The sequence below is a fragment of the Kitasatospora sp. NBC_00374 genome, from assembly GCF_041434935.1.
Lineage (GTDB): Bacteria > Actinomycetota > Actinomycetes > Streptomycetales > Streptomycetaceae > Kitasatospora.
Genome location: NZ_CP107964.1, coordinates 3,942,583 through 3,957,723, shown reverse-complemented (window position 1 = coordinate 3,957,723; position 15,141 = coordinate 3,942,583). Strand labels below are relative to the sequence as shown.

12 protein-coding genes are annotated in these 15,141 nt (G+C 75.1%); 9 read left to right on the top strand and 3 right to left on the bottom strand.

What is annotated here, in order from left to right; all coding sequences use genetic code 11:
* The first annotated feature begins 1 nt into the window (after window position 1).
* A complete protein-coding gene (locus tag OG871_RS17720) occupies window positions 2-1,165 on the top strand; it encodes an NADH-quinone oxidoreductase subunit D (protein WP_371497783.1) in 1,164 nt (387 codons plus the stop codon).
* A gap of 76 nt (window positions 1,166-1,241) precedes the next feature.
* Here OG871_RS17720 and OG871_RS17715 read toward each other — a convergent pair whose 3' ends face one another.
* Window positions 1,242-2,132: a hypothetical protein gene (locus tag OG871_RS17715; protein ID WP_371497782.1), complete on the bottom strand. Its 891-nt coding sequence runs from the start codon at window positions 2,130-2,132 to the stop codon at window positions 1,242-1,244.
* Window positions 2,133-2,341: 209 nt separating this feature from the next.
* Here OG871_RS17715 and OG871_RS17710 point away from each other — a divergent pair, with 209 nt between their 5' ends.
* From OG871_RS17710 to OG871_RS17700, 3 genes are read left to right on the top strand one after another with little or no spacing between them, the layout of a single operon-like run.
* Complete coding sequence (locus OG871_RS17710; RefSeq protein ID WP_371497781.1) at window positions 2,342-2,680, top strand: WXG100 family type VII secretion target; 339 nt, start codon at window positions 2,342-2,344, stop codon at window positions 2,678-2,680.
* A gap of 55 nt (window positions 2,681-2,735) precedes the next feature.
* Window positions 2,736-5,828: a toxin glutamine deamidase domain-containing protein gene (locus OG871_RS17705; protein ID WP_371497780.1), complete on the top strand. Its 3,093-nt coding sequence runs from the start codon at window positions 2,736-2,738 to the stop codon at window positions 5,826-5,828.
* Window positions 5,825-7,120: an SUKH-4 family immunity protein gene (locus OG871_RS17700; RefSeq protein WP_371497779.1), complete on the top strand. Its 1,296-nt coding sequence runs from the start codon at window positions 5,825-5,827 to the stop codon at window positions 7,118-7,120. Before OG871_RS17705 ends, OG871_RS17700 begins: the two co-directional genes overlap by 4 nt.
* Before the next feature lie 177 nt (window positions 7,121-7,297).
* On the opposite strand, the gene OG871_RS17695 is transcribed toward OG871_RS17700, so the two are convergent.
* Entirely contained in the window at window positions 7,298-8,053 is a 756-nt protein-coding gene (locus OG871_RS17695) for an alpha/beta fold hydrolase (RefSeq protein WP_371497778.1), read from the bottom strand.
* 163 nt (window positions 8,054-8,216) lie between these two features.
* On the opposite strand from OG871_RS17695, the gene OG871_RS17690 reads away from it, so the two are divergent.
* The 5 genes from OG871_RS17690 (at window position 8,217) to OG871_RS17670 (ending at window position 13,809) form a co-directional block, all read left to right on the top strand.
* On the top strand, window positions 8,217-9,173 hold the full coding sequence (locus OG871_RS17690; RefSeq protein WP_371497777.1) for a Ppx/GppA family phosphatase: 957 nt from the start codon (window positions 8,217-8,219) through the stop codon (window positions 9,171-9,173).
* A 405-nt stretch (window positions 9,174-9,578) separates the two neighbouring features.
* Window positions 9,579-10,382: a sugar phosphate isomerase/epimerase family protein gene (locus tag OG871_RS17685; protein WP_371503344.1), complete on the top strand. Its 804-nt coding sequence runs from the start codon at window positions 9,579-9,581 to the stop codon at window positions 10,380-10,382.
* A gap of 67 nt (window positions 10,383-10,449) precedes the next feature.
* Entirely contained in the window at window positions 10,450-11,214 is a 765-nt protein-coding gene (locus OG871_RS17680; protein WP_371497775.1) for a class I SAM-dependent methyltransferase, read from the top strand.
* A gap of 144 nt (window positions 11,215-11,358) precedes the next feature.
* Window positions 11,359-13,203, top strand: coding sequence for a dihydroxy-acid dehydratase (ilvD, locus tag OG871_RS17675; protein ID WP_371497774.1), 1,845 nt, complete (start codon window positions 11,359-11,361; stop codon window positions 13,201-13,203).
* Between the two features lie 93 nt (window positions 13,204-13,296).
* Window positions 13,297-13,809, top strand: coding sequence for a hypothetical protein (locus tag OG871_RS17670; RefSeq protein ID WP_371497773.1), 513 nt, complete (start codon window positions 13,297-13,299; stop codon window positions 13,807-13,809).
* A gap of 4 nt (window positions 13,810-13,813) precedes the next feature.
* Here OG871_RS17670 and OG871_RS17665 read toward each other — a convergent pair whose 3' ends face one another.
* Window positions 13,814-15,076 carry a hypothetical protein gene (locus OG871_RS17665; protein ID WP_371497772.1) on the bottom strand — a complete coding sequence of 421 codons (1,263 nt, stop codon included), beginning with the start codon at window positions 15,074-15,076 and terminating at the stop codon, window positions 13,814-13,816.
* Between the last annotated feature and the right edge of the window lie 65 nt (window positions 15,077-15,141).

Here is a 15,141-nt window from a genome sequence, read left to right as displayed (position 1 = left end):
CATGAGGGAGACCACGGTCGGCATCGGCGCAGGCGCGCAAGAGCTCACCAGCGAGCTGGGCACCAGCGACATGGTGCTCAACATCGGCCCGCAGCACCCGTCCACGCACGGCGTCCTGCGGCTGAAGCTGGTCCTGGACGGCGAGCGGATCGTCGCCGCCGAGCCGGTCATCGGGTACATGCACCGGGGCGCGGAGAAGCTCTTCGAGGCCCGGGACTACCGGCAGATCATCATGCTGGCCAACCGGCACGACTGGCTCTCCGCCTTCGCCAACGAGCTGGGTGTGGCGCTCGCCGTCGAGCGGATGCTCGGCATGGAGGTCCCCGAGCGCGCGGTCTGGATCCGGACCATGCTGGCCGAGCTGAACCGGGTGCTCAACCACCTGATGTTCCTCGGCTCGTACCCGCTGGAGCTGGGCGGCATCACCCCGGTCTTCCACGCCTTCCACAGCCGCGAGGAGCTCCAGCACGTGCTGGAGGAGGCCTCCGGCGGCCGGATGCACTACATGTTCAACCGGGTCGGCGGCCTCAAGGAGGACGTCCCGGCCGGCTGGCTCGGCCGGGTCAGGGCCGCCGTCGCCGCCGTCCGCTCGCAGCTGCCCGTCTTCGAGGACCTGGTCCTCGGCAACGAGATCTTCCGCGGCCGCACCGCCGGGGTCGGCGTGCTGTCGGCCGAGCACGTCCACGCGTACGGGGTCAGCGGCCCGATCGCGCGGGCCAGCGGCGTCGACTTCGACCTGCGGCGCGACGAGCCCTACCTCGCCTACGGAGAACTGCAGGACGTCCTGACGGTGGTCACCCGGGAGGAGGGCGACTGCCTGGCGCGGTTCGAGTGCCTGCTGGAGCAGACCGCCAACTCGCTCGACCTCGCCGACGCCTGCCTCGACCGGCTCGCCGGACTGCCGGCCGGCCCGGTCAACCTGCGGCTGCCCAAGGTGCTCAAGGCCCCCGAGGGCGAGACCTACGCGTGGACCGAGAACCCGCTCGGCATCAACGGCTACTACCTGGTCTCCCGCGGCGACAAGACCCCGTGGCGGCTGAAGCTCCGCTCCGCCTCGTACAACAACATCCAGGCGCTCACCGAGCTGCTGCCCGGCACGCTGGTGGCCGACATGGTGGCGATCCTGGGCTCGATGTTCTTCGTCGTCGGCGACATCGACAAGTAGCCCGGGGGGCCGCCACCGCGAGGGACGCGGGAACCGCGCCCCTCAGGTGCGGGCGGAGGCGGGAGCGGCCCGGCGGTCAGGCCTGCTCGTCCGCCGGGTGCGGGGCGAGGCTGCGGTCGGCGCCGCTGCCGATGCGCCGGGCACAGAGCTCGGCCAGCACGGCGTAGCCCTCGGGCCCCATCAGCTCGACGAGCTCGGGGCGGTAGCTGACGTAGACCGGGTCGGGGGCGTTGTGGGCCTCCGGGCTGCCGGTGCACCACCAGTGCAGGTCGTGGCCGCCCGGACCCCAGCCGCGGCGGTCGTACTCGCTGATGGTGACCTGGAGGTAGCGGGTGTCGTCCGGGCGGTCGATCCAGTCGTAGGTGCGGCGGACCGGAAGCTGCCAGCAGACGTCCGGCTTGGTCTCCAGCGGCTCCTTGCCCTCCTTGAGGGCCAGGGTGTGCAGGGCGCAGCCCGCGCCGCCGGGGAAACCGGGGCTGTTGAGGAACAGGCAGGCGCCGTTCACCCGGCGGGTCTGCCGGTCGCCGTCCTCGTCGAACATGGTGATGCCGCCGTCGATCCTGAGCCGGCCCTCGGCATCGGTGCCGTGCTCGAAGTTCTCCCAGGTCTCGGGGGTGAGCCGGGCGGCGTGGCCGATCACCCGCTGCTCGTCGTCCTCGTCGGAGTAGTGTGCGCCGAGCGTGCAGCAGCCGTCGGAGGCGCCGCGGCCGGGTCGGATGCCGTGGCAGCCCTTGCCGAAGATGCAGCCCCAGCGGGAGGTGAGCCAGGTCAGGTCGCAGCGGAAGACCTGCTCCTCGTCGGCGGGATCGGCGAACTCGACCCAGGCACGCGCGAAGTCGAGCGGTACCTCGGGCCGGACCGTCGGCGGGGCCAGATCGACCAGGACCGGGCCGGTCGGGGCCTTGTCCTTCTTCGCCTTCTTGGCCTTCTTGTCGGTCTTCTCGCTCTTCACCGTCTCAGCTGCCACGCTGCAAGGGTAGGCCCTCGAACAGGGCCGATCGGCCGCTGCGGCGACGGCATTTGCCGCGTTTCGACGTGGCCGGCCCGCCGGCCGGGCGCTCCCGGAGTCGTGAAACCGGTGTGAAAACGCCGCACCGGGCCTGCGGTGCCCCCGGATCCGGGGCCTAGGATGGCGCCGCCGGGGGAACGGCGCACGGGGACGGGGGAGACGGTCCGATGACGGACAGGGTGTTGATCAAGCCGTGGGAAGTACACGGCGAGGGGCGGGAGTTCGAGGCGATCTCGGGTGACTTCGCGCAGGCCGCGACGGAGCTGGAGAACAGCCTGGCCGGTCTCGGTACGCCGTGGGGCACCGACGAGCCGGGCAGTGGCTTCGCCGCCGCGTACGGCGAGGCGCGCGAGGGCGTGCTGGCCGGGCTGCAGGGCCTCGCGGAGCGGCTCGGCCGGATCGGCGGCGGGCTGCACGCCATGGCGGACAACGCCGACCGCAACGAGGCCGACGTCAAGGCGGACTTCACCGGCTCCGCAACCGCGCCCGGCCCACGCGCGGTCTGAGCCTGTACAGCCCAGCCGCCGACCGTAGAGACACGACCGCAGAGGGGGACCACGCGTGTCCAGGAAGCTCCCGGAGGAACTCGCCCCGGTACTGGCGAGGACCGGCCACCGCTGGCCCGAGGCCGACGAGGACGGGCTGCGCCGCGCGGCGGGCCTGTGGCGGGAATTCGGCACCGAGTCCGAGCGGCTCGGGCGCCGGGGCGCCGACTCGGTGCACCGGGTCACCGGCGAGAACGAGGGCACCGCGGTGGACGCCTTCGCCGAGCACTGGCGCGGGTTCAGCGGCGGTGGCCGCGGCCACCTGGACGACGCGCACGCGGCCGCCGAGGCGCTGGCCGGCGCGCTCGACCGGGCGGCCGGCGCCGCCGAGCACTGCAAGGCCGAGCTGATCGCCGTACTGACCGAGCTGGCCGCGCAGATCGAGCGGGCCGACGCGGCCGAGGCCAAGGCCGCCGAGGCGGTGGCGGAGGCCGGGCCCGGCCTGGTGGGTGTGGTCGGCAAGGTGGTCGGCGCGGTCAAGGGCGCGATCGCCGAGGCGGGCGAGGAAGCGGCGGTGGAGAGCGCGGGCCTGCGCGTCGCCGGGCTGCTCGAGGAGCTCGGCCGCGAGATGCGCGAAGGGCTGCAGGCGGCGCTCAAGGAGCCCGCGGTCACCGCGCTGGAGCGGATCGCCCAGGCGGACGGCCGCGGCCTGCACGGCGAGCGCCGCGAGCACAGCGCCGCCCGGGACGCGGGGCAGTTCACCGGCGCGGTCGGCGGGGCGGTGGGCGGCGCGGCGGCGGTCGCCGGGGTGCGCACGCTCTCCGCGGCGGTCGGCCCGGACGGGCAGGTGCTCACCGACAAGGCCGGCAACCCGGTGCTGGTGGACGCCGAGGGCCGTCCGGTCCGCGGGGTCGAGGGCGTGTCGGTGGCCGTGGATGCCAAGGGCCGCCCGGTGCTCGGCGAGGACGGCCGGCCGGTGCTGCTCGGCGCCGACGGCAAGCCGGTCACCGGCCTGGTCACCGGGGCGGACGGGCGTCCGCTGACCGACGCCGACGGCCGTCCGCTGACGGTGGCCGCCGACGGCAGCCTCGGCGCCAGCGGGCTGACCATGGCCGTGGACGCGCACGGCCGGCCGGTGCTGGACGCCGACGGGCACCCCGTGGTCGTCGGGCCCGACGGCAAGCCCGTCAGCTCGCTCGCCACCGACACCGACGGCCGGCTGCTCACCGACGCCGCGGGCCACACCGTGGCGGTCGACCAGGACGGCCGCACCCCGGACACCCGCGGCGGCCGCCTCGGCCCGGACGGCAGGCCGCTGACCACCGTGGACTCCGAAGGCGTCACCCTCGGCGCGGACGGCAAGCCCCTGCTCACGACCGACACCGGCCGTACGCCGCACGACCCGCTCAGCACGATGTCCGTCACCGACGGGTCCTCGCTCGCCGCCGGGACGGCGTCCGCCGGTGGCGCGGTGGCCGCGGCGGCCCGCGGGGACGAGCCGGTGTCGCTGCGCGGTGGCTCGTCCGGGCCGCGCCACCAGCCGTCCGTCGTGGTCGACCTCGACGAGCCCGACAGCTACGACCTGCCGGCGGCGTCGGCGGCGCCGGTGCACCACGGGCCGGCGTCCGTGCACACCGACTCGGTCGCGGTGGCTCCGCCACAGGTCGCGTCGGCGGGCGGGGACCCCTCGGCGCCGATCTCCGGCGGTGGCTGGCGCTCGGCCGAACCGCCGCAGGCCGCGTCCGCGCCGTCGCTCGGCGGCGGCTCGGCGGGCGGCTTCCAGCTCGGCCCGGTCGGCGGCGGTCCGGTCGGCGGTGGTCCGGTCGGTGGCGCGCCCGTCGGCGCGGCACCGGTGGCGGCTCCCGTCGGCGGCGCGATCGGAGCCGGAGTACCGGGCCCGGGCGGTGCCGGCGCTCCCGCCGCTCCCGCCGCGCCCGGTACTCCCGCTACTCCCGGTGCCCCGGGCACGCTCGGCGCCGCCCCGGCGGCCGGGCAGGCCGGTGCCGCCGGTCAGCCCGGTGCGGCGGCCGCGGTGGTCGGCGGCGGGCCGGTGCAGGGTGCGGCCGGCGCACGGTCGGCCGCCGGTGGCCCGCTGCCGGGCGCCGCGGTCGGCAGCGGCAGCGCATCCGGTGCTCCGGGTGCTTCAGGTACTCCGGCGCCCGGCGGCGCGGCGGGCCAGCCCGGTGCCTCGGCGCCGGTCCGGATCGGCCCGGAGGGCGGGTACGAGCTGCGCCGCCGGACCGAGGGCGGAGCGGAGGGCGGGCAGGACGCCCAGCCCTCGATGGCGCCGCTGCTGGTCGGTCAGGTCGGTGCCGCGTACCTGCTCTCGCAGTTCGCCCGGCGTCCGGCCGCCCAGGCCCCGGCGGCCCGGCCGGTCCACGATCGGACCATCGCCGACAGCCGTCCCTACGGGCTCGCCGGCGGGCTCGGCCCGGTCGACCCGGCCCACCAGGCGGAGGCCGTGCGGCGTACCGCGGTGCCCGAGGACGGTTCGCTCGATCCGGCCGGTGACTGGACGGAGATCCTCAACGCCGGCGGCCCGCGTGAGCCGGGCCGGGCCAACAACTGCGTGGACGTGGCGCTCTCCGCCGCCGACACCTATCTCGGCCGGCCGACCTGTGCCGCGCCCAGGCTGCCCGACGGGCCGGCCGGCGAGCGCGGCGGCCGGGACCGTGCGGAGCGCGAGCTCGGCACCCGCTTCCACGACCTCGGCGACGGGCCGGAGGCGGCGGCGAGGCTGGCGCAGAGCCTGCTCGGGTCGGGGCCGGGCGCCCAGGCCGTGCTGCTGACCCTGGACGAGTTCGGCCGCTCGCACACCTGGAACGCCGTCAACCACGGCGGCACGGTGCTCTACCTGGACCACCAGGAGGCCCGCCGGTCGGCGGAGCCGCTGCACCCGGTCGAGCACGGGCTGTGGGCGATCGCCCTGGACGCGCGGTGCCGGCCGATCGACCTGGCGGACGTCCAGCCGGTCGCCACCGTCGCCGTTCCGGCGGCCGCCCCGGCGCCGGTCCAGGAGCTCAAGCCGGTCCCCGAGCCCGCGCCCGCCCCCGAGCCCGTTCCCGCGCCCGAACCGGAGCCCGAGCCGGCGCCGGCCGCCGCGCCGCCGCGCTCGCGGCTCACCGCCCACCACCGCCCCGCCGCGGGCCCGAGGAGCAGCCGCCGATGATCACCCGTGAGCAGGCCGTCGACACGGCCCACCGCTGGATCAACGGCGAGCTCCCGCAGGAGGCCGCGCGCGGCGTCCGCTCGCACGAGTTCGAGCTCGGCTGGGTGGTCTGGCCGGAGCCCTCGCCCGTCCAGGTCGACCCGCTGACCGGAGCCCGCCGGGCCCCCGAGGAGATCGGTGCGGCCTGTGCGGTGGTCGACCGGGTGACCGGCGAGCTGACCGTCTGGCCGTCCGTCCCGGTGCCGACGGTGGTCCGGCGCTACCGGGACCGGCTCGGCGCGGGCAGCTACGACCCGGTCCTGCCGCCGGTCACCGGCCCCGGCGTCCGCGCGACGCTGGTGCACCGCGACGCCGAGGGCGCGCAGCACACCCTGGTCGTCGACTCCGCCCCCGGGCTGCCGCACCCGCTGCTGCGCGGCTGGCAGCAGCTCAGGAGCCAGGGCGTCCAACCGGCCGATCTGGTCACGCTCCACGCCGACCTGCGGCCCGGCATGCTCCCGGGCGGTTACTGGGCGTACGTCCTGCGGGCCCAGCTGCCGGACACCCCGATCGGCTGGGACCACGCCGACGGCCCCTGGTTCGACCACCGGGCGGACGCCGCGAGGGCGGTGGCCGCCGACCGCGCCCGGGCCGGCGGGCCGCGGCTGAACCGGGTGCCCTTTCCCGTCGCCGTGCCGCCGGCCCAGCCGGAGTCGGAACCGGAACTGGCGGCCCGGCTGGCGGCGCTGTTCGGGCCGGACGGTGTGCGGCGCTTCGACGCCGGGGCCGTGGCCGCCGCCGACCTGCCGGAGGCGCTGGCCCGTCCGCTGCGCGAGATCGGCCTGCCGCGGGTGGTCGAGGGCTTCTTCACCCTGCACCACCCCGAGTCGGACGGGATCGCCGACGGCGCCCCGGCCGGTCCCGTGCTGCCCGACCTGGCCGGCCACCTGGCCGGGCTCGGCCGCGGCGGGCGGGCCACCGCCGCGGCCCGGCAGGCGCTGCTCGGGCAGGTCCTGATCGGCACCGACGGCTGGGCACTGCTCACCGTCGACACCGCCCAGGGCCGGGTCCGGGCGGTCGACCCGGACCACGCCGAGGCCCGCTACTGCAACGCCGACCTGACGGCCTTCACCCGCTGCCTCGCGCTGCTCGCCGACCGCCTCCCGCGCCTGCGCGGGCTCGATCCGCAGAGTGCCGGGCCGGTCGTCGCCGAGTTCCAGTGGGCCCTGGCCACCCTCGACCGCACCGTCTTCAACGACCCCGAGAACTGGTGGGCCGTCATCGTCGAGCAGCTCTGGCACGGACAGCTCTGACGGCCGCGGGGCCGGCCGTGAGCCCTGCGACCGCCGCAGCACGGCCGCCTCCGAAGGCGCACTCCGGCTCCGCCTTCGGGCCGGGTCCGGGCGGTAGCCGTCCCGGTCGGCCCACAGGCTGCGGCCGGGGAGGAAGGCGTACTCCAGCGAGGCCCGGGCCGGCCCGGCCCACCCGGTTCAGCCCCGCAGGAAGTCCTCCAGGGCGGTGGCGAAGGCGACCGGGAGCTCGTACATCGGGTAGTGGCCGGAGTTGGCCAGCACCTCCAGCGAGGCGTCCGGGTAGTGGCTCAGCCAGGTGGCCTGCATGACCGGCTCGGTGAGGGCCAGGTCGTGCTCGCCGATGAAGACCCTGACCGGGAGGCGGCTGCCGGCGATCTTGGCGGCGAAGTCCTGGGTGGTCCAGTCGGTCAGGTAGGCCTCGACGGCCTCCGGGCGGGACTGCGCGACGGACTGGGCGGTCATCCGGTCCAGCCAGCCGGCGTTGGCCCGCCGCCCGGTGACCAGGTCGAGGATGGCGCGGCGGTTGGCGGGCCGCTCGGCCGCGCCGTGGAAGAGGGCGTGGGCGTCGGCGTCCAGGGGGTAGGCGGAGGCCGGTACGGGGGCGATCCCGGCGAGCCTGCGGATCCGGTGCGGGGCCTCCGCCAGGACCCGCTGGGCGGCCTTCGCGCCCATCGAGTGGCCGACCAGCGAGAACCGCTCCCAGCCGAGCCGGTCGGCCAGCGCCAGCACGTCCTGGGCGATCTCGGCGAGGGTGTAGTCGCCGGGCACGTCCGCCCGCTCGCCGTAGCCGCGGTAGTCGAGCGTCGCGTAGGTGAAGGTGTCGCCGTCCAGGTAGTCGAGGAACGGCCCCCAGCCGAGCGTGGTGCCGAACCAGTCGTGCAGCACCACGACCCGGTTCCCGCCGGTACCGATGAGTCGGTGACTGATCGTCATATGGTCGTCCTCCGAGCAGAGATGAGGTCCCCGTCCGATGGGAATTCATCCCCGTCCGGATGCCGGTCAACCATCGGGTCCGGGCCCGGTCCCGGCCCGCTCCGCACAATCGGCCCGCACAATCGGGCAGGTGAACGGGCCGGATCGCGTAGCGTGGAGCGTTATGCGACTCGGTGTGCTCGACGTAGGTTCCAACACCGTCCACTTCCTCGTGGTGGACGCCCACCCCGGTGCTGCCCCGCTGCCCGCGTACTCGCACAAGGCCGAGCTGCGGCTGGCCGAGCTGCTGGACGCGGACGGGGCGATCAGCGAGGCCGGCGTCGAGCGCCTGACCTCGATGGTCGCCTCCTCGCTCGCGGTGGCCGAGGACAAGGGCGTGGTGGACCTGCTGCCGTTCGCCACCTCCGCCGTCCGCGAGGCCGCCAACGGCGAGGCCGTGCTGGCCAGGGTCGCCGCGGAGACCGGCGTCGAGCTGCAGGTGCTGTCCGGCCAGGACGAGGCCCGGCTGACCTTCCTGGCGGTCCGCCGCTGGTTCGGCTGGTCCTCCGGCCGGCTGCTCAACCTGGACATCGGCGGCGGCTCGCTGGAGATCGCCTGCGGCATCGACGAGCAGCCCGACGTCGCCTGCTCACTGCCGCTCGGCGCCGGCCGGCTGACCGCCCGGCTGCCCGGGGACGTCGCCGACCCGGACGACCTGCGCGAGCTGCGCCGCCACATCCGTACCGAGATCGCCCGGGTGGTCGGCGAGTTCGCCCGGATCGGCTCGCCGGACCACGCCGTCGCCACCTCCAAGACCTTCAAGCAGCTCGCCCGGATGACCGGCGCCGCCCCCGCGGACGCCGGCGTCCGGGTGCCCCGGCGGCTCACCCGGACCGGCCTGTCGGCCTGGCTGCCCCGGCTCGCCGCCATGACGGTCGCCGAGCGGGCCCAGATCCCCGGCGTCTCCGAGGGCCGGGCGAGACAGCTGCTGGCCGGCGCCCTGGTCGCCGACGCCGCGATGGACCTGTTCGGGCTGGACGCGCTGGACATCTGTCCGTGGGCCCTGCGGGAGGGCATCATCCTGCGCCGTCTGGACGCCATGGACGGCTCCGGCTACCGCAGGGCCGCACTGACGGCGTGACGCCCACCACGGCGTGACCCCGGCACCCCCCATTCCGCCGCCCGGCCGCTTACGCTGTTGCCCGTGGCGGAACCAGCGGACCAGGACGGGGCCCGGCCGGACCGCGCTGCCGGAGAGCGGCAGCCGGGGTCGGGCCGGCCGCGCCGCGCGAGGGCCGCGGCCGAACCGGTCCCCGAACGCCGGCGCACCCCCCGCACCGGCGCCGAACCCGCCACCGGAGCGGCCGGGGACACCCGGGCCAGGGCCGCCCGGGCCGCGAAGGCCGTCAAGGCGGTGAAGGTCGCCAAGGCCGCCCAGGTGGCCAAGGCCACGAAGGCCGTCAAGGCGGCCCGGGCCGCGAAGGCCGCCCGCCGGGCCCCGCTGCTGCGCACCACCGACCGCCTGGTGCTCCCGCCGCACCCGGGCCTGCACATCCCGGACACCAAGGTCGCCCTGTCCACCGCCTCGGTCTACCCGGCCAACACCGTCACCGCCTTCGAACTGGCCGCCAAGCTCGGCTACGACGGGGTCGAGGTGATGGTCTGGAACGACCCGATCAGCCAGGACGTCGAGGCGCTGCGCCGCCTCTCCGACGCCCACCGGATGCCGATCCTGGCCGTGCACGCCCCCTGCCTGCTGATCACCCAGCGGGTGTGGACCTCCGACCCGTGGACCAAGCTGGTGCGGGCCCGCGCGGCCGCCGAGAAGCTCGGCGCGGACACCGTGGTGGTGCACCCGCCGTTCCGCTGGCAGCGGCAGTACGCGCGGGAGTTCGTCGCGGGCATCGACCGGATGGCGGGCGAGACCCACGTCCGGTTCGCCGTCGAGAACATGTACCCGTGGCGCTACCGGGACCGCGAGATGCTCGCCTACGCCCCCGGCTGGGACGTCACCGAGGAGGAGTACCGGCACTTCACCATCGACCTCTCGCACGCCGCCACCTCCAGGATCGACGCCCTGGAGATGTCCGCCCGGATGGGGGACCGCCTGGCCCACGTCCACCTGGCCGACGGCGCCGGCTCCGGCAAGGACGAGCACCTGATCCCCGGCCGGGGCAAGCAGCCCTGCGCCGAGCTGCTGGAACAGCTCGCCCGGACCGGCTTCGACGGCCACGTGGTGCTGGAGGTCAACACCCGCCGCTCCGCCTCCCCGGCCGAGCGCGAGGCCGACCTGGCCGAGGCGCTCGCCTTCACCCGCCTCCACCTGGCCACCCCGGCCCGGCTGCGCTGACCGCGGCATCTCCCCTTCGGCGCGGCGCCGTCCGACGTAGGCTGGTCGCACACGGAGGGGGATGTTCATGACCGATCTTCAACACCGCGACTACGCCATGTCGTTCGGCCCGGTGGCGGCCCAGTACGAGGCCTCCAGGCCCTCGTACCCGCCGGAGCTGTTCGACGAGGTGGAACGGCTGGCCGGGCGCCCGCTCAAGGGCGCCGAGGTACTGGACGTCGGCGCCGGCACGGGGATCGCGACCCGGCTGCTGCGGGCCCGCGGGGCCCGGGTGACGGCCGTCGAACCGAGCGACGGGATGGCCCGCCAGCTGCTCCTCTCCTGCCCGGGCACCACCGTCCTCAAGGCCGGCGGCGAGGAACTGCCGTTCCACGACGCCACCGCGGACCTGGTCACCTACGCGCAGGCCTTCCACTGGACCGATCCCGAGCGCTCCATCCCGGAGGCGATCCGGGTGCTGCGCCCCGGCGGCGCGCTGGCCGTCTGGTGGAACCGCCCGGACAGCGGCGTCCCGTGGCTGGCGGCCTCGCGCGACCGGATGGTGGCCGCGCTGACCCCGTACCACCCGAACGTCCGGTCGGACAGTACCGCCGACTCGCTGGCCGGGTACGGACTGCGGGTGACCGACGTCGAGCTGACCTGGGAGCGGCCGACCACCGTCGACTCCCTGATCGCCGAGCTCGGCTCCCGCTCCTACCTCGCGGTGCTGCCGGCCGGGGTCCGGGACGAGGTGCTGGCCGCCGAGCGGGCGGCGCTGCTCGCCGAGTTCCCGGACGGCTCGCTCCTGCAACCCTGGCGCCTGGACCTCTCCGTGGGCCTGACCGGCGACTGATCCGTGGGCCTGGCCGGCGACTGACCGGATCGCGGACGGTCCGTCCGCCGGCTGGACCAGGGGCGTACGCTCGATAGCTACAGCGGCCCTGCACCCTTCCACCAGACCAGCGGCCGCCAGCAGCCTCCGAAGGAGTGGAGCACAGTGCCCGAGCTGAAGTCCCGTACGGTCACCCACGGTCGCAACATGGCAGGCGCCCGGGCGCTTCTGAGGGCGGCCGGCGTAGCCCGCGAGGACTTCGGGAAGCCGATCATCGCGGTGGCCAACTCCTTCACCGAGTTCGTCCCGGGCCACACCCACCTCCAGCCGGTCGGCCGGATCGTCTCCGAGGCGATCAAGGAGGCCGGCGGCATCCCCCGCGAGTTCAACACCATCGCGGTGGACGACGGCATCGCCATGGGCCACCACGGCATGCTCTACTCGCTGCCCTCGCGCGACCTGATCGCCGACTCGGTCGAGTACATGGTCAGCGCGCACTGCGCCGACGCGCTGATCTGCATCTCCAACTGCGACAAGATCACCCCCGGCATGCTGATGGCCGCGCTGCGCCTCAACATCCCGACGGTCTTCGTCTCCGGCGGCCCGATGGAGGCCGGCCAGGCCGTCCTGGTCGACGGCACGGTGCGCAAGCTCGACCTGGTCAACGCGATCTCGGACGCCGTGAACGAGAACGTCTCGGACGAGGACATCGCGATCATCGAGGAGAACGCCTGCCCGACCTGCGGGTCCTGCTCGGGCATGTTCACCGCCAACTCGATGAACTGCCTCGCCGAGGCGATCGGCCTGGCCCTGCCCGGCAACGGCTCGGTGCTGGCCACCCACACCGCCCGCAAGGCGCTGTACGAGGACGCCGGCCGGACCATCGTCGACATCACCAAGCGGCACTACCACGAGGACGACTACTCCGTCCTGCCGCGCAACATCGCCACCCGCCCCGCGTTCGAGAACGCGATGGCGCTGGACATCGCGATGGGCGGCTCGACCAACACGATCCTGCACCTGCTCGCCGCCGCCCAGGAGGCCGAGCTGGACTTCGACATGCGGGCCATCGACGCGATCTCGCGCCGGGTGCCGTGCCTGTCCAAGGTCGCGCCGAACGGCAACTACTACATGGAGGACGTCCACCGCGCCGGTGGCATCCCCGCCATCCTCGGCGAGCTGTACCGCGGCGGCCTGCTCAACGAGGACGTCCACACCGTGCACTCCGCCTCGCTCGCCGACTGGCTGAAGACCTGGGACATCCGCGGCGGCTCGCCGTCCCCGACCGCGGTCGAGCTGTTCCACGCCGCCCCCGGCTGCGTCCGCTCCGCCACCGCCTTCTCGCAGTCCGAGCGCTGGGACACCCTGGACACCGACGCCGCGGGCGGCTGCATCCGCAGCGTCGAGCACGCCTACTCGGTCGAGGGCGGCCTGGCCGTGCTGTACGGCAACCTCGCCGAGGATGGCTGCATCGTGAAGACCGCCGGCGTCGACGAGTCGATCTGGACCTTCAGCGGGCCGGCCGTCGTGCTGGAGTCGCAGGAGGACGCGGTCGACGCGATCCTCACCAAGCGGGTCAAGGAGGGCGACGTGGTCGTCATCCGCTACGAGGGCCCCAAGGGCGGCCCCGGCATGCAGGAGATGCTCTACCCGACCTCCTTCCTCAAGGGCCGGGGCCTGGGCAAGGCCTGCGCGCTGATCACCGACGGCCGGTTCTCCGGCGGCACCTCGGGTCTGTCCATCGGCCACGCCTCACCCGAGGCGGCCTCCGGCGGCACCATCGCGCTGGTCGAGGACGGCGACGTCATCGCCATCGACATCCCCGGCCGCTCGGTCGAGCTGAAGGTCTCCTTCGAGGAGCTGCACGAGCGCCGGCTCAAGCTGGAGGCCGACGGCGGCTACCGCCCGAAGAACCGGGTCCGCCCGGTCAGCGCCGCCCTCAGGGCGTACGCGGCGATGGCGACCTCGGCCGACAAGGGCGCCGTCCGCGACGTCGGCCGGCTCGGCTGACACCCGCCCGCCGCAGGCCGTGACGGAGCCGTCCCCGCATCGGGGGCGGCTCCGTTCGTGGTCCGGGCCGGTGGTCGGGCCATAATCGGATCCGTGGACGACGAGCAGCGCACCCCAGGCACCGACGGCCCCCGGCCCGAACCGATCCGCTGGTTCGGCACGAGCTGGGTCGAGCGCGGCGCCGGCTACTGGGCACGCCGGGTGCTGGTCCCGCTCGGCGCGCTGGCCGCCGCCGCGGCCGGCGCCCTTCTGCTCCGCTTCGCGGTCGCCGGGGTGACCATGTCCGAGGCCGGCGGCTTCGTGAACATCCTGCTGCTCGGCGCGATCGCGATCTGCTCCTGCCTGGCCGCGGTCCGCACCTGGAAGGTGCTGACCGAGGGCCGCGACTCGCTGACCGGCTGGATGGCCGAGGACAAGTCCCTCGGCGCGGTCTGGATCATCGGCGGCGTCGGCGCGCTGGTCGCGTACTTCTTCCGCAGCCTGGTCGAGGCGCCCGGCGAGGGCGTCCGGCGGGCCGCCCACGACCAGGCCGTCGCGCGGCACCTGCGGCGCCGGGACGGCGGGGCCGGGCGCCCCAGCGGGAAGCCCGGCCGCAAGCGGCGCTGACGGATCAGGTCCGGGAGACCGTCCCGCAGCCCTCGTGCCGCTCCAGGGGCTTGGAACGGTCGTACGGGTCGCTCTCGGGCCCGGTCGGACCCGGCGACTCGCTGCTCGGCGCGGACAGATCGAACGGGGGCTCCAGGAACCCGCTGGTCAGGTCGCAGATGTTGTTGCCGAAGTCGCTGTTGCCCTTGCCCGGCCGGAGCTTGCCCGGCTGCACCTTGAACCTGGCGGGGTTGTAGAAGCGGAAGTCGAGGACACGGCGGATGATCTCCCGCTGGACCTCCGGGCCCGCGCCGCCCTCCGACCAGGCGACCGGCTTGGCGGATCCGGCGGCTCCGGTGGCATCGGGGCGCTTCTTCCCGGCGTCCGGTCCCGGGCGCAGCGCGTACACATAGGTGACGTCGGTGTGCACCACGACGCCCTGCTCACCGTCGCTCTCGAAGCTGAACCGGCCCTGCACCTTGATCTGATCGGTCGCCAGCACGGTCCGCAGGGGGTCGAAGCGGCTCAGGTACGTGGTCGGGTCGTGCTCCGCGTCCGGGTGGGCGACCGAGGCCGCCAGCCAGCTGCCGCTCTCCCGGTCGAGCAGGGAGACCGCCGCGTCCGGACTGCCGCCCCGCACCTGCGCGGGGTCCAGGTTGGCCGCGACCATGAACTGCTTCACCAGGGCGAGCTGCGCCGCCACCTCGTCCGCCCCGAACACCCCGACGGCGGTGGCCTGAGGCAGCACCAGGGCGTCCGGTCCGGCCGGCCACTGCTCGGCGGGGGAGCCCGCCCAGGGCCGGTCCACGGTCGGCGTGTCGGGGTCGGCGGCCGGGGGCGCGGCGGTGGGGGCGGCCGTCTCCGGCGGCAGGGTCGGCAGCGGGGCCCGGTTCGGGGTGCCGGCCGCCGAGCTGTCCTGGCGGTTCTGGTACCACTCGCGCAGCCGGTCGACGTTGAGCGCCGCCAGCGTCACGGCGGCGGCCAGCGCGATGAACAGCGGCGCCTGCCAGGTGCGGGAGCGCCGCTTCGAACGGCCCCAGGAGTCCACCCGGGTGGCCCGGCGGCCGAACCTGCGGCGCCGGATCTGCGGCGTCCGGTCGGCCTCCGCACGCCACGGGACGTCCTGCGGCGGCTGCCGCTTCCACTTCGCGCCGAGCATCCGCGCGCGGCCCGAAGCCTCCTTCACGCTGGCCCCCCTGACGAATTCCTCGTCGAGTACCAGACCGTCGAACGGGTCGTCAGGGGAGTCGTCGGCGGGGCGGGGGCTGGGGTCTTCGGCTATCGGCACGCGGTCAGTATGCCGACGTCCTCGGACACCCGTGCGCGGGGGTGGGGACGATCCTGGGGAGCGGT

Bases quoted from the DNA above. Each gene is read 5' to 3' on its own strand.
- OG871_RS17695 (WP_371497778.1), bottom strand. From the start codon at position 8,053: ATGACGATCAGTCACCGACTCATCGGTACCGGCGGGAACCGGGTCGTG.
- OG871_RS17710 (WP_371497781.1), top strand. From the start codon at position 2,342: ATGACGGACAGGGTGTTGATCAAGCCGTGGGAAGTACACGGCGAGGGG.
- OG871_RS17700 (WP_371497779.1), top strand. From the start codon at position 5,825: ATGATCACCCGTGAGCAGGCCGTCGACACGGCCCACCGCTGGATCAAC.
- OG871_RS17680 (WP_371497775.1), top strand. From the start codon at position 10,450: ATGACCGATCTTCAACACCGCGACTACGCCATGTCGTTCGGCCCGGTG.
- OG871_RS17720 (WP_371497783.1), top strand. From the start codon at position 2: ATGAGGGAGACCACGGTCGGCATCGGCGCAGGCGCGCAAGAGCTCACC.
- OG871_RS17690 (WP_371497777.1), top strand. From the start codon at position 8,217: ATGCGACTCGGTGTGCTCGACGTAGGTTCCAACACCGTCCACTTCCTC.